The 13,701-nt window shown below is 54.5% G+C and carries 12 protein-coding genes; 8 read left to right on the top strand and 4 right to left on the bottom strand.

Annotated elements, in window-relative coordinates; translation table 11 throughout:
- Positions 1-89: 89 nt before the first annotated feature.
- The gene (locus Pr1d_RS08585; protein ID WP_148073153.1) at positions 90-500 is read left to right on the top strand and encodes a DUF423 domain-containing protein; all 411 of its coding nucleotides are present in this window, start codon (positions 90-92) and stop codon (positions 498-500) included.
- A 58-nt stretch (positions 501-558) separates the two neighbouring features.
- On the opposite strand, the gene Pr1d_RS08580 is transcribed toward Pr1d_RS08585, so the two are convergent.
- Both Pr1d_RS08580 and Pr1d_RS08575 read right to left on the bottom strand, forming a co-directional pair.
- Complete coding sequence (locus Pr1d_RS08580) at positions 559-1,140, bottom strand: RNA polymerase sigma factor (RefSeq protein ID WP_148073152.1); 582 nt, start codon at positions 1,138-1,140, stop codon at positions 559-561.
- Positions 1,141-1,332: 192 nt separating this feature from the next.
- The gene (locus Pr1d_RS08575) at positions 1,333-1,605 is read right to left on the bottom strand and encodes a hypothetical protein (protein WP_148073151.1); all 273 of its coding nucleotides are present in this window, start codon (positions 1,603-1,605) and stop codon (positions 1,333-1,335) included.
- Positions 1,606-2,119: 514 nt separating this feature from the next.
- Between Pr1d_RS08575 and Pr1d_RS08570 the strand changes: the two genes are divergently transcribed.
- From Pr1d_RS08570 to Pr1d_RS08560, 3 genes are all read left to right on the top strand, one after another.
- Positions 2,120-3,922: a phospho-sugar mutase gene (locus Pr1d_RS08570; protein WP_148073150.1), complete on the top strand. Its 1,803-nt coding sequence runs from the start codon at positions 2,120-2,122 to the stop codon at positions 3,920-3,922.
- Between the two features lie 85 nt (positions 3,923-4,007).
- A complete protein-coding gene (locus Pr1d_RS08565; RefSeq protein WP_148073149.1) occupies positions 4,008-5,375 on the top strand; it encodes an excinuclease ABC subunit UvrC in 1,368 nt (455 codons plus the stop codon).
- 250 nt (positions 5,376-5,625) lie between these two features.
- Positions 5,626-6,111 carry a division/cell wall cluster transcriptional repressor MraZ gene (locus Pr1d_RS08560; RefSeq protein ID WP_168205128.1) on the top strand — a complete coding sequence of 162 codons (486 nt, stop codon included), beginning with the start codon at positions 5,626-5,628 and terminating at the stop codon, positions 6,109-6,111.
- A gap of 292 nt (positions 6,112-6,403) precedes the next feature.
- Here the strand turns inward: Pr1d_RS08560 and Pr1d_RS08555 are convergent, their stop codons facing one another.
- A complete protein-coding gene (locus tag Pr1d_RS08555) occupies positions 6,404-6,820 on the bottom strand; it encodes a DUF1844 domain-containing protein (protein WP_148073147.1) in 417 nt (138 codons plus the stop codon).
- A 21-nt stretch (positions 6,821-6,841) separates the two neighbouring features.
- Complete coding sequence (locus Pr1d_RS08550) at positions 6,842-8,554, bottom strand: CTP synthase (protein ID WP_148073146.1); 1,713 nt, start codon at positions 8,552-8,554, stop codon at positions 6,842-6,844.
- 333 nt (positions 8,555-8,887) lie between these two features.
- On the opposite strand from Pr1d_RS08550, the gene Pr1d_RS08545 reads away from it, so the two are divergent.
- The 4 genes from Pr1d_RS08545 to Pr1d_RS08530 all read left to right on the top strand — a co-directional run bounded on the left by Pr1d_RS08545 (position 8,888) and on the right by Pr1d_RS08530 (position 13,572).
- Positions 8,888-9,478, top strand: coding sequence for a DUF2513 domain-containing protein (locus tag Pr1d_RS08545; RefSeq protein WP_168205127.1), 591 nt, complete (start codon positions 8,888-8,890; stop codon positions 9,476-9,478).
- A gap of 198 nt (positions 9,479-9,676) precedes the next feature.
- Positions 9,677-10,210, top strand: coding sequence for a hypothetical protein (locus Pr1d_RS08540; RefSeq protein ID WP_148073144.1), 534 nt, complete (start codon positions 9,677-9,679; stop codon positions 10,208-10,210).
- A gap of 495 nt (positions 10,211-10,705) precedes the next feature.
- Complete coding sequence (locus Pr1d_RS08535) at positions 10,706-12,409, top strand: GspE/PulE family protein (RefSeq protein ID WP_148073143.1); 1,704 nt, start codon at positions 10,706-10,708, stop codon at positions 12,407-12,409.
- A gap of 56 nt (positions 12,410-12,465) precedes the next feature.
- A complete protein-coding gene (locus Pr1d_RS08530) occupies positions 12,466-13,572 on the top strand; it encodes a type IV pilus twitching motility protein PilT (RefSeq protein WP_148073142.1) in 1,107 nt (368 codons plus the stop codon).
- Positions 13,573-13,701 lie beyond the last annotated feature (129 nt).

Raw genomic sequence — 13,701 nt, 5'->3', positions numbered from 1 at the left:
GAAGTACCCAATGACGAAAGAAATCTAAATTTCGAATGACGAAGTGAGTTGCTTTGGTCATTCGTCATTGGAAATTGGTCATTTACCTCATGTCCAATCGTGTTGCCTTATCCTTGGGAGCTTTCCTCGCCGCGATTGCGGTCGCACTGGGTGCTTATGCAGCGCACGGTCTGGAGGAGAAGATTCTCAACCTAGGCTACGAAGCCGATCTTGCTCGGCGCATGCAGTGGTTCGAGACGGGCGTGCGCTACAACCTGTTTCATGCGATAGGCATCTTGTGTGCCGTGCTAATTACTGAACTCAGTGATGCCTCTCAGTGGTTTCGCGCCGCTCCAACACTTTTTCTGATAGGGATCGCACTATTCAGCGGCTCCCTCTATGTTATGGCGCTGGGACCTGAAAGCTTGCGCTGGTTGGGAGCAATCGTGCCCCTGGGGGGCGTTGCCATGATCACCGGCTGGATCTGCGTGTCCTGCGGAGCGATGGCCTCTAAGAAATAATGGAAAAAAACAACGCCGGAGGATTGCAATCCCCCAGCGTTGCCTTTACGCAGACGGCTTATACTGCCTGCAAGCACTCGAGTTCTCTAGCGAGACGCTTTCGTGCTACGTGCAATCGTCGTTTGATCGTGCCCACGGGGGCATCGAAATCATCGCTCATCTCGTTGATCGAGCGACCGTCTAGGTAAAACGCTTCCAGCGTGCTACGGTCCAGCGATGCCAATCGCCGCAAGCCTTGGTGCAATTGAGTTTCCCGCTCCGACGCCAACAGCGAGTCAAGCGGTGCAACGTGCCGATTGTCGGCATTGTCCAGGCTCTGGGGTTCAACAGCAATCGACGGAGGCCGACGGGTAGCCCGATTGATTGCTTGTCTGACAGCAATCTGTCGCAACCATCCCGCAAATGCGGCAGGCTCTTCGAGCTGGTAAAGCTTTTCGTAAGCCTTGATAAATACATCCTGGCTTACTTCAAGTGCCTCATCGTGATTGCGTAGCCGCTGCCAGCAGACCACATAAACCATGCGCTCGAATCGACTTGCCAAATCCCCGAACGCATTGGAATCGCCCAGTTGGGCTGCGCGAACGAGGTCTTCATTGCTGATCTCTTCAGTCTCGATATCATCCAAATACAAAGTACTCATGGTTCTCTCGTTATCTCTCAAAATAAGCCGCGCGTCGGGAGGGCATGTAAGTGCCCGAAAAACGCCAGCGGAAAATTAGACCGATGGTCAAGTGGGAGCAATTGCCGAACAGCCGTGCGCGATCAGGGGCTTGGGCTGTTAGCGGTCAACTTGAATTTTGGGAGGCGTTGCTAGTGCCTGGGAGTCCCAGAATCAGCTGACTGAGCGGGGGCGCGTAACTCGCACATTCCGCTCCTGCTGCTTGGCTAGGGCAAAGCAGCAGGCCTTGTGCGACGCGGGCTTCCCGCTGAGCACATGCCACATGACGTCGCACATGTCTATAGACACGTAGGACGCTAACCACTGGAGCGCTCGTGAAGAATTGGCGCAAAGGGAGCGAAATGCTTCACGGCGAACGATCAGCGTGATGCCCTGGCGAATAATCTGAATGCCAAAGGTGCTGATGGTGCTTGAAATATTACGCATGATTACCCTCGCTGCGCCGAGCGCTGCTTAGAGAGATCCGAAGGAAAAATGTCGACTTGCAGTGTGGACAAACCACTTTGGTCGCCTGCACAGGTTATCGACCCGATAATAGGAGTTTCGCTAGAGGATTGCTAAAGGTCAAGCGAAACCTTGCCTTTTTCATGCGTCCCGCTCTCGCGAATACCTGTGAAGAGTCAATTTTGGCACAAAGGTTCGCGGATTTGATAAGAAATCCGCGAAAATTCTGTGTCTTGCCGAATAAGGCCTAAATACATACGCTGCAATGGTTTGCATCATTCACAGACCTGCCACGACGAGCAACAAAACCTGAGATTAACTCATTTTGCCGTAGAACTTGCTGCCCCCGAGATGAAAAGCCAATTCGTGAGTAAATCTGTGCCAGCGGCACGCCCTAGTGCCGATCGCTAGCTGGTCCCCTGGGACACCTTGTTGTAATTTGTCTTACCATGATTGAACTAGTTGAGAGCTCCTGCCAATTAACGAGGAATTTGCAATGACCGCTGCCATCATGGAACAGGTCGAACAAGCCGTTGCTGCCGACAATCTAAGTGACACAGCCGCCGAAAATATCCGTGCGTGGCTCACCGAGCCTCGCTACGCAGATTATGCCCCGCTGGTGAACGAGCATATCGAGGCAGGGAAGTGGCAGGAACTCGACGACGCCTTTTGGACCATTATCCCGTTTGGCACGGGAGGTCGGCGGGGACGGATGTACCCGATCGGTAGCAATGCCATCAACGACCGCACGATTGGCGAGAGTGCGCAGGGATTGGCCAATTACGTGAAATCGCAACTTGGAGCGGATGCTCCATTGGCCTGTGCCATTGCCTACGACACACGCCATCGCTCGGAACACTTCTCGCGGCTCTGCTCCGAGATCATGGTGGCTGCGGGTTTCAAAGTTTACTACCTCAAAGGCTATCGCAGCACGCCGGAACTCTCGTTCACGGTGCGCTACAAGAATTGCTCCTGCGGGATTATGGTCACCGCCAGCCACAATCCGCCGAGCGACAACGCAGTGAAAGCGTATTGGTCCACCGGAGGCCAACTGCTCCCTCCCCATGATCAAGGTGTGATCGACGAAGTGATGTCTGTCCAGACAATCGAACGTGCCGACTTCGACACGGCCCGGGCTGCAGGACAGATTGTGGAATGTCAGGAAGAAGTGGATCGGAAATTCATCGATGCCGTGGTTCAGCTTTCTACTCCTGGACCTCGCGACTTGAAGGTCGTCTATTCACCGCTGCACGGCGTGGGCGCTAGTGCCGTCTGTCCTGTGTTAGAAAAAGCTGGGTTCCAAGACGTGGAACTGTTCGCTTTGCAAGCCAAACCGGATGGAGATTTTCCTAATGTACCCGGGCATGTTTCCAACCCAGAAAATCCCAAAGTATTCGATTCGATTGTAGAACAAGCTCGTTCTGTTGACGCAGATCTGGCCTTGGCAACTGATCCAGATTGTGACCGGATCGGTTGCTCTGCACCTCTCACGACGGATCCGAAGTCCGACTGGGATACGCTCTCAGGAAACCAGCTTGGTGCCCTTCTGGCCGAGCATGTTCTGCAAACTCGACAAGCAGCCGGTAATTTATCGCCAGAGAAGTTTATCGTCACCACGCTTGTGACTACCCAACTCATCCGCCGGATCGCTGACAGTTATGGTGTGCGAACTTTTGGCGATTTACTGGTCGGGTTCAAATGGATCGCCGGAGTCATTGATGAACAGGGGGCAAATGATTTCCTCTACGGCACCGAAGAATCGCACGGCTACATGGCTGGCCAGCACGTCCGCGACAAAGATGGGGCCGCCGGTGCCTTGTTGCTTTGCGAATTGGCGGCTCAGCTTAAGGCTGACGGGAAAACATTGCACGAAAAACTAGATGACTTGTTTTGGCAACATGGCTTGCACTCCGAACGCACGGTCTCCGTTCAAATGCCTGGCAGTGAGGGAATGGACCGCATGAAGGAAGTCATGCAGCAGTTCCGTTCGGCGCCACCGCAGTCGATTGCTGGGTTCAATCTTAAACAGATGCGCGACTACCTTAACAAGGAAACGGTGTTGCCCGATGGCTCCAAAAAGAAACTCGAAGGACCGAAGGGAGACCTCGTAATCCTCGACCTTGAGGCTGACGGGAATTACGTTGCAATCCGCCCCAGCGGCACCGAACCTAAAATCAAGCTCTACATGTTCACCTACGAACCACCAGAGCAACTCTCTAATCTCGATCGCGCCAAAGAAATGCTCAACAAGCGTCTGGATAAGATGGAGGCAGACATGCGGACCTTTGCTGGAGTGTAGGTGGGGACGGATCGTCGCGGATCCGCCCATTCCAAATCTAGCTAAGCTGGCCGAACCCGCTGCGATAACCTACGATTATCGTGCCATGGACGACCAATCGGACGCAACTCACGACCTACCAGAACCGAAAACGCAAGCAGAATTCTTTCTGCGTGCCGGCGAGAAGGTGCGCTCGAAGTTCCCGAATACCCCGGGAGTCTATCTCTTTCAGGATCAATCAGGCCGAGTGCTGTACGTTGGCAAGGCCAAGAATTTGCGTGCCCGTGCAGGGAGTTATTTTCTCAAAGCCGCCGCCGAGGATCAGCGGACTCGTAAACTGGTCCAAGCGGTCTATGACGTTGATTTCATGGATGCAGAAAGCGAAGTCGATGCCCTCTTGATGGAGGCGCGACTCATTAAGGACATTCTACCCCCCTTCAACAAGGAGTTGCGCGACGACAAGACATTCCCCTACTTGCAGATTACGACCCATGAAGATTTTCCCCGCATCGAAGTCACCCGTGAGCCCCGTTCCTCGGGAGTGAAACTCTATGGCCCCTTCACCAGTGCCGGGAGTCTCAATGGTGCGATCCAGGTGCTGCAACGCGTCTTCCAATTCCGCACCTGTTCGCTCGACATCGACGCCGAGGATGAGCGGTGGCGGTGGTTTCGGCCTTGCCTGCTCGCTTCAATCAAGCAATGCACGGCCCCTTGCAGCTTACGCATCTCGAAAGAAGAGTACCGCAAGGACATCGGTCGCTTGAAAAAGTTTCTGGAGGGAAAACGCAAGCCACTGCTCAAAGAAATGAAGAAGGAAATGCAGGAGGCCGCCTCAGCACGCCGCTTCGAACAGGCCGCCCGTTTGCGTGATGAGATTGCGATGCTCGAATCGCTCAACGAGCGAGGCGATCTCGATAAGAATGTTCAGCCGGAGGTGTTTTATATCGATCCCCAAAAAGGCCTGAAAGGACTACAAAAGGTTCTCAAGCTCAAAGTCGCGCCGCGTACCATCGAAGGGATGGACATCGCCCACTTGGGAGGCGACGAAACGGTGGCCAGCCTTGTACAGTTCATTGATGGCATGCCCTTCAAACCGGGCTATCGGCGTTATCGCATCCGTGAAGTCGAGGGGATCGACGACTACGCCAGCATGCAGGAAATCGTCACCCGCCGATTCGCTAAGCTCCGCGACGATACCGAAATGTTTCCCGATCTGTTGTTGATCGACGGCGGCAAAGGGCAACTCAACAGTGTGCTCAAAGCCTTTGATTCGCTGGGGATCGAACCACCACGTGTGATCTCCCTAGCAAAAAAAGAGGAGCTGATTTTCGTCGCCGGTCGCGGCGAGCCACTACGGCTTACACGCCATTCTTTCGCCCTGCGGCTCCTGCAATACATCCGCGACGAGGCCCACCGGTTTGCGCAACATTATCATCACCTGCTGCGCAAGAAGAAGACGTTGGGGGAAGGGTAGCGAACCCACGGCTTCCGCCGAGGGCTATCAGAAAACCCTTGTCTTCCTCAGATTGCTCTCCCTTGCTTGCTTTTCAGCGAATCTCGTATTTCTCCCGATCTCGTACTTGCATGGGTTCCAAAAGCGGGTAAAATCTCCCCTATTAAGTGGGATATAAGCCCAATATAGGCTTTATTAAGCATATTATTGGGGAAACAAGCCATAAAAGGAGTTTATCGTGGCGTAGTCAATGCTGTCCGATGGGTACTCCATGGCCGAAACCTCCGAATTGTTTCTCGGTGAATGGGCGCGTTCGTTGGACGAACGGTTTCGGTTTTCACTGCCTGCGGAGTGGGCGGAGGAACTCAGTGACGACAGCAACGAATGCGTCTTGGCCAAGGAGCAGCCCGGCTGCGTCAGCATTTGGCACCCGCAGGAGTGGGACAAATGGCTGCGTGAAGGCGTCTCACTGGTCACTGGCAAAATACGAAGTGGCAGACTTGGAGGGCGGATCGACAAAGTGCAGATGTTCGGTCGGTTGCTCTCCACCCGCCATAAGACGGTTCCGATAGCAGGTCGCGGACGTATCGCAGTTCCCGACAGTTTTCGGACTTTTTTAGAAGTAGAACCCGCAGGAGAACTATTGGTCGTCGGCGCCGCGGTGTGCGTGGAAGTATGGAATCCCTCGCGCTGGAGCGAGCACATCGGGGAGCACATGCCAGAGTTCAGAAGTTTGTTTGATGAGTTAGCGGATTAGAAAGCAGTTAGGTATTAGCTATTAGTCATTAGCAAGAGTAATTCCAAGAGGTCTCTGGCTAAGGACTAACTGCTAATAGCTAACCGCTATTTCGTCACCATGCCCGGTCGGCACGATAGCCATTACCAACCCTCCGTTTGTCACCCGGTGGGAAATGCAAGTCGCATCCTAACAGGCTATTGGGCTCATAAAGCCGCGGAAATCGCCGGCTGGGCATGGTGATTTTTTTATTGAGAGCCACCACCCCCTTCCGGGGGCGGCTTTAAAGGGATGTGATCGTCGGCGAGTTCTTTTAGAGTTCCAGCTTTGACTTGGTAGGCTCTGCGGCTGCCTGCTCCTTGACCTGCCCCTGCAAGGCGACAAAGGCCATTCGCAGTTGATGCAACAGGCTTTCGAGCATGGCGGCTTCTTCTGTCGAGAGATTTCCTTTGGTCTTCTCTTCCAAAACCTGCAGCATGTCGATGGTATAGCGAGCGTGCTCAAAACTGATCGTGTACTCGTTGTTCATCGGATTGGGCACCTGCCCTAGGGCGATCAGTGCCTCCGAGGCGAAAGTGCTTACCAGCATTTCAAAACTTGCCGGGGGCAAGGATTGAGCTTGAGCATCTTTCGCTTCGTCCGTCTTGGGCTGCTCATCATAGGCTGCTTTTTCAGCTTCGACCTGGTCTTTCCAATTCTCGTCAACAAAGATCTTTTTATCATCACTCATCGTGGATTCTCCTTGAGTGGGTTAGTGCGCCTTGCGGAGAAATGGAACGGTATCTTCCTCGTCCGACGTCAGATTGTCTGGGGAACTTTCATGAGGCCGATCACCACGGCCCTGATGGTGCTCGACCGCTGCCTGAATAAAACCGGCAAATAGTGGATGAGCCGCTGTCGGCTTCGACTGAAACTCGGGGTGGTATTGAACCGCTACGAACCAGGGATGGGCAGGAAACTCAATGATTTCCACTAGCGAACCATCGGGGCTAGTTCCAGCGAGCGACAGACCATGCTCTATCAGTTGCTCACGATACTCGTTGTTGACTTCGTAGCGATGGCGATGCCGCTCCGAAACTTGCTCTGTTGCATAGCTCTTGGCGGAATGACTCCCAGCGGCGAGTTTCGTGGGCTGAGTACCGAGCCGCATGGTGCCTCCCATGTCGGTGATCGTACGCTGGTCGTCCAGCAAGCAAATCACTGGGTGACGTGTTTCCTTATCGAACTCAGTCGAGTGGGCACCTTCCAGGCCGCAAACATTGCGAGCGATTTCCACCACGGCACATTGCATTCCCAGACAGATCCCAAAAAACGGAATGTTCTTCTCCCGGGCGTAACGAATTGCAGCGACTTTGCCTTCGATGCCTCGTTCGCCAAAACCTCCTGGAACCAGCAGGCCGTCAAAACCTGCGAGAAGTTTCTCGGCACCTTCGTCCTCGACATCCTCGCTACGAATCCGGGCCAGCCGGATCTGAGCCCCATTGGCCATGCCGGCGTGATCAAGTGCTTCGTAGATTGACTTGTAGGCATCTCGATGCTCGGCATATTTCCCCACAACCGCAATGCTCACTTCGCAATCAGGATTGCGAAGTCGCTTGAGTAAATTTCGCCAATCCTCCAGATCGGGCTCAGGCGTCTGCAGCCCCAGCTTTTCACAAATCAGCCCGTCCAAATTGTTATCCAACAGGCTCAACGGCACCTCATAGATCGAAAAATCCTTGTCACGTTCCTCAATCACGGCATCGAGCGAGATGTTACAGAACAGGGCGATTTTCTCACGATCTTCGCGGCTGATCGGCTGTTCGGTGCGGCAGATGAGAATATCTGGCTGGATGCCGATCTCACGCAACTGACCAACCGAGTGCTGGGTCGGCTTGGTCTTGAGCTCGCGGGCAGCCTTCAAATAGGGAACCAAGGTAAGATGAATGTAGAGGCAGTTTTCCTTGCCCACATCAAGGGCGAACTGACGGATCGCCTCGAGGAAGGGCAGGCTTTCGATGTCACCCACGGTCCCACCGATTTCGGTGATGACCACGTCGACCTGCTCGTCCCTTTCCTTGGCGACGCTGTCTTTGCCGACCTTGTGAATGACCGACTTGATTTCATTGGTGATATGCGGGATTACCTGCACGGTCTTGCCCAGGAACTCGCCGCGACGCTCCTTGTTGATGACCGACTGATAAATCTGACCGGTGGTGTAGTTGGAATCGCGTGTAAGCGGGGAACTTGTGAATCGCTCATAATGGCCCAAGTCGAGATCGGTCTCGCTGCCGTCGTCGAGCACATAAACTTCGCCGTGCTGATACGGACTCATCGTGCCGGGATCGACGTTGATATAGGGATCGAGCTTCTGCATTCGCACGCTCAGTCCCCGCCTTTCAAGCAGCATCCCTACTGACGCGCTGGTGAGCCCTTTTCCCAAGGAACTGACGACACCGCCGGTTACAAAAATGTGTTTGGTCATATAAGAAAACTACCTTCCTGGCTAGCAATTGACCTCGGCGTCTCTTTCCGGGTCGGAGGGCCCTGTAATCTTCCATCTTAGCGGAATCAATGCTAGCAGGGGAGGGTCGCAATATGTCGGATATCAGCCGATTTTGAGCATGTCCCAAAGCCCCACTCGGTCTGATCTCGTGGGATCATCAACCGATCTTGACCCATCGGGAAGTTTGAGACAAATTTCAAGCGGTTTCTCCCCATGAGCATTCACTTCCGGGAGCGACCTAAACGACCCAGGGCCGGGAGACGATGCTCGGCCAACCCGATTTTTTCCCCGTGCAAATGGAGGTGCACATCTATGAGACGCGAATTGGATCTCGCTCGGCAGTTGCTGCTGGACATCGAAGCAAAGGGGGCCGACTGCTCTGTGAGCATTCTGCGCCCAAATATGAATCACGAAACCGAAGAGCGAATTCGGTATCATCTCCGCCTACTCATCGACGCCGGCTTGCTCAAGGAAGTGGATCGCACCACGGCCGGTGTGCCTTGCGTCCGCCTCACGTTTGATGGGCACGAGCTGCTGGAACTTGCCAGACATGAGAATCTGTGGCGCGAAGCGAAGTGGCTTTGCCAAGAACGCACCGGAGGTTTGTCGCTCACCGTTATTCGCACTTTCCTGCTGCGACTGGCGTCGGGCCCCGCTGGAACTCTCCCGCGGGCGCGCAGACGCTATATGGATCGGCTCGAGGCAGATCGCATCGAACCACTTCGCTATCTCCACCGCGAATACGCGGATGAGCTTGTCGACGGCGACCGCTATCGATACGTACGTGTGCGGCCAGATTTGGCAGAATATGCGGAAAGGCCTATACGTGGTGCTTATGACTGGGAAGAGGAAACCCGACTGAATGGCGAATGCGAGACGCATTTTCCGACCCAACTGATCTAAGCAGCGATCCACACGGGATCGGTGATGAATCGGGGCGCTGCTCTCGAAAAGCAGCGCCCTCTTTTCATAACCCACAGCGAGCCGGGTCGTCCTCGACCCCGGGCTGCTCGACCCCGGGCTACTTGAGATCGGTGACCAGATCTGAAACAGCCCGGGGTCGAGGACTACCCGGCTCGCTTGAGAAAGAAAGGATTTCAAATGACAAACTCCAATAGTTTCACTAGCTCGGTTCTGCTTTCGCTAGGTATGATCCTCACCCTAAGTCCATTGGGTGACGCAGCGACTCTGAAAAAATCGTCCGAGGCAGGCGATCCCACGGCCGCGTATGTCACGGATCAACCCGGGGCGTCCTCGCCGGCAGCGGAGGAAGTGGCTCGCGAAGTCTTGCGTTTGCAGGAAGAACTAGGGGGGTCGATCGTCAGTGATTTCTCGGCTCCCGAACCTCCGAAAAGTCGCCCATGGGCCCCTCCCCCAACTGCGCCACCTGTGCCGACCTATCACCTTCACCAACCCAGCTGGACAGCGCGGCAGTCAACGCCCGTCGATGCACTTCGTGAAACCGCCTGGCGAATGGAGCAATCGGCATATCTGTTGGAGTCGCTGGATCTCTATTCTCAGGCAGATGCGCTCCGGACGACAGCCACACGATTGCGACAAGACGCACGTAAAATCAAGTCAGGGAAGAATCCAAGCGAATCTACTGCGAACGAGTCTGTCAAAACGGCTAGATAGCCCACACCTGCCCTCGACTCTCGTCACTAATCTCTAATCTCCCGCCTCAGGAGAACTGCAAATTCAAAAAACACATGGCTTTGCAATTGGCCAATTACCAAGGACCAATGACCAAAACTGTCGAGAATCCTGCTGAAATTAGTCATTGGAAATTGTACATTGGTCACTTTCCTACGAATGCCGACGTACTTTGCAGTTCTCCTGGCTCTCGCCCCTCACTTAATTGACATTCTGCCTTTCCGCCATTAGCCTAGAGACTATGCGGTGAGGTGGGGAATGTGCGTAACTCCCCAGGGGGCACGGACTTCTGTCCAAAATGGCAGGCCAGCAGGCTGGCTGGGTCGTTTTGCGATTCGGGAGTTTCGTTCTTGTCTTGCGACATTGTGATCTTTTCTCAGCTGGCCAGTGAGGCAAGCGGAGATTGGAAGCAGAGTCAGCAAGTTCTCCCGATATGCCGCGCGGACCAGAAGCGAAGAGAACAGAGACTTTTCTGCGATGTCTAAATTTGGTGATTATCTCGTCAAGAATCGGATCATCGGCCCCGAGCAATTGCAAGAGGCCGAGACGGTCTCAAGTTCGCGCCGGCTCACGCTTCAAGAAGCGATCGTGCAGTTAGGTTATGCCGCCCCCGAACAGGTTTGGCGCGCCCTGGCCAAGATGCACAAGTATGAATACTACGATCTCAACAGTGTGCCGATTCCTCCCGCCGTGGTGGAACTCGTACCCGAGTCGGTCGCTCGCGAAAATGCCGTGATTCCATTTTCGGAAGACGATGGCAAATTGAAAGTGATTGTGAGCAACCCCGAAGATTTTGAAACCTTCGACAAGCTCCAGTTCATCCTCAATCGCAAAGTCGATATCGGCATCGCCACCAAGGAAAGTATCCTCGAAGCGATCAACCGCAACTACGGCCAGATGGATGGCGAGTCGGCAGACTCGATGTTGCAGGAATTTACCGACACGGCGATCGACTTTACCGAGACCGAAAGCGACGATGATGCTGGCGACGACGACGTGGTTGACGAAACCAGTGCTCCTATCGTGCGGCTTGTGCAGTTGATGATTACCGAAGCCGTGCAGCTGCGGGCCTCAGACATTCACGTAGAACCTTTTGAAGAAGTCGTGCGAATTCGCTATCGCATCGACGGAGTTCTCGTGAAACGCGATAGCCCCCCTCGGCGACTTTTGGGTGCCTTGCTCTCACGTATCAAGATTCTAGCGAAAATGGACATTGCCGAGCGGCGCCGTACGCAAGATGGTCGCATCAAAATCACGGCTGGTGGCAAAGAACTCGATCTCCGCGTCAGCATGCTCCCCACCTCGCACGGTCAATCGTGCGTGATGCGACTTCTGGACAAAGACAACATCAAGGTCGGCGTGCGCCAATTGGGCCTCGCCGAGGCAGACTTCCGCAAGTTCCGCAGTTTGATTCGCCGGCCCAACGGGATCTTTCTCGTCACGGGACCGACCGGTTCCGGAAAAACAACAACCCTCTATGCGGCACTCAACGAGCTCAATCGGCCCGATCGCAAAATCATTACCGCCGAGGATCCCGTTGAATACTACTTGCCTGGCATCAATCAGGTGGAAGTGCGTCACAACATCGGGTTGGACTTTGCCTTGATTATTCGCGCGATGCTGCGTCAAGCTCCTAACGTCATCCTGGTTGGCGAGATGCGCGATCACGAGACGGCTTCCATGGGTATCCAAGCTTCACTCACCGGTCACTTGGTATTTAGCACGTTGCACACCAACGACGCACCCGGTGCGATCACGCGTATGGTCGACATGGGGGTGCCGGCTTACCTGGTAGCTGGAAGTATTATTGGCATCCTGGCCCAACGACTCGTTCGCGTGGTCTGCACGAAGTGCAAACATCCTCACACCCCCACCGACGGCCAACTCGAAGCCGCCGGCATCACTCCCGAGCAGGCCGCCACCGCCACGTTCATGAAGGGGCAAGGCTGCTCGCATTGTGGAAAGAGTGGCTACCGTGGGCGACTTGGTATCTTCGAGTTGATGATGATGAACTCAAAAGTGCGGGAGCTCGCCTTCGCGGGGGCCTCGACCCCTGAGATTCGCAAGGCAGCCATTAAATCCGGCATGACCACACTCTACGACGATGGAATCCGCAAAGCCCTCCAAGGAATCACCACTTTAGAGGAAGTTTTCCGCGTCTCGAAACGCACAGAAAACTAACTCGCAATTAGAATAAAAGTTAGCCGTCTCGCAACGCGGCACACGGAACCAGAGTTATGGGCACAATCTTAATCGACAAACTGCTCTCTGCCCAAGTCAAGCAGGGAGCAAGCGATTTGCATATCACGGTGGGCCAACCACCTGTGCTCCGTTTGCATGGCCACATGCAAAAACTCAAGACCAAAGTGCTCGAACCGGCCGACACGATGGGCCTGATGAAAAGCATCACGCCGGACCGCTGCCAGCAGGAATTCCAGGAGACCGGCAGTACCGACTTTGGCTTCGCGTTCGGCGACCAGGCACGTTTCCGTGTGTCAGTGTTTCGCCAGCGTGGCAATGTGGCGATGGTGCTGCGGCAGATTCCCGTGCATTTGATGAGCATGGAGGATCTCAAGATCCCCACGATTTTCAAAGATCTGATCATGCGTCCCCGCGGTCTGATTCTTGTGACCGGTCCCACGGGTTCAGGAAAATCGACCTCCCTCGCGGCGATGATCGACTACATCAATTCCACGATCGATCATCACATCATCACAATCGAAGACCCCATCGAGTTTTACCACGATCATCGCAAATCGACGATCAACCAGCGCGAAGTGGGAGTCGACGTGACTTCCTTCGCTGAGGCAATTCGCCGTGCCTTGCGACAAGACCCCGACGTGATTCTCGTCGGTGAAATGCGTGACCTCGAGACGATCGAAGCGGCTATCACCGCGGCGGAAACGGGACACGTAGTGTTTGGCACGTTGCATACTAGTAGCGCCGCCGGCACGATCAATCGTATCATCGACGTCTTCCCCACCAACCAACAAGATCAGATTCGTACCCAGTTGGCCAGTTCGATCATTGGTATTCTCGCCCAGCAACTGATTCCACGCATCGGCGGGGGGCGTGTCGCTGCGTTTGAGACCTTGGTCGTCACGCCGGGTATCGCCAACTTGATTCGTGAAAACAAGATCTTCCGCATTACTTCGTCGATTCAGACGGGTTCGAAGCATGGCATGAAATTGCTCGACGACCACTTGTTCGAACACTGGAAAAACGAGCTCGCGACCAAGGAAGACGTCATCGCCAAAGCCAACATGCCCGAGGAACTCGCCCGCAGAATTGCAGGCGCCGAACGAGGCGTCTTCGACGAACCCGAACCCGGTGAAGATGGGTGAGGAAGCGGGATGAACGACGAGTAATGAATGAAGACCCCTGCGACTCGTTGAGTCGCGGCTATGCACGGATCGAAGATTCTCCGCGATAAACAACTGACCACTGACCACTGACAATCCCGGAAGCTAACG

The sequence above is a fragment of the Bythopirellula goksoeyrii genome (genome assembly GCF_008065115.1).
GTDB classification, from domain to species: domain Bacteria; phylum Planctomycetota; class Planctomycetia; order Pirellulales; family Lacipirellulaceae; genus Bythopirellula; species Bythopirellula goksoeyrii.
The sequence above is the reverse complement of the archived record's forward strand: the minus strand, read 5'-3'. Positions and strand labels throughout refer to the sequence as shown.

Coding starts and splice junctions, on each gene's coding strand:
- Pr1d_RS08585 (WP_148073153.1), top strand. CDS start 90: ATGTCCAATCGTGTTGCCTTATCCTTGGGAGCTTTCCTCGCCGCGATT.
- Pr1d_RS08580 (WP_148073152.1), bottom strand. CDS start 1,140: ATGAGTACTTTGTATTTGGATGATATCGAGACTGAAGAGATCAGCAAT.
- Pr1d_RS08575 (WP_148073151.1), bottom strand. CDS start 1,605: ATGCGTAATATTTCAAGCACCATCAGCACCTTTGGCATTCAGATTATT.
- Pr1d_RS08570 (WP_148073150.1), top strand. CDS start 2,120: ATGACCGCTGCCATCATGGAACAGGTCGAACAAGCCGTTGCTGCCGAC.
- Pr1d_RS08565 (WP_148073149.1), top strand. CDS start 4,008: ATGGACGACCAATCGGACGCAACTCACGACCTACCAGAACCGAAAACG.
- Pr1d_RS08560 (WP_168205128.1), top strand. CDS start 5,626: ATGGCCGAAACCTCCGAATTGTTTCTCGGTGAATGGGCGCGTTCGTTG.
- Pr1d_RS08555 (WP_148073147.1), bottom strand. CDS start 6,820: ATGAGTGATGATAAAAAGATCTTTGTTGACGAGAATTGGAAAGACCAG.
- Pr1d_RS08550 (WP_148073146.1), bottom strand. CDS start 8,554: ATGACCAAACACATTTTTGTAACCGGCGGTGTCGTCAGTTCCTTGGGA.
- Pr1d_RS08545 (WP_168205127.1), top strand. CDS start 8,888: ATGAGACGCGAATTGGATCTCGCTCGGCAGTTGCTGCTGGACATCGAA.
- Pr1d_RS08540 (WP_148073144.1), top strand. CDS start 9,677: ATGACAAACTCCAATAGTTTCACTAGCTCGGTTCTGCTTTCGCTAGGT.
- Pr1d_RS08535 (WP_148073143.1), top strand. CDS start 10,706: ATGTCTAAATTTGGTGATTATCTCGTCAAGAATCGGATCATCGGCCCC.
- Pr1d_RS08530 (WP_148073142.1), top strand. CDS start 12,466: ATGGGCACAATCTTAATCGACAAACTGCTCTCTGCCCAAGTCAAGCAG.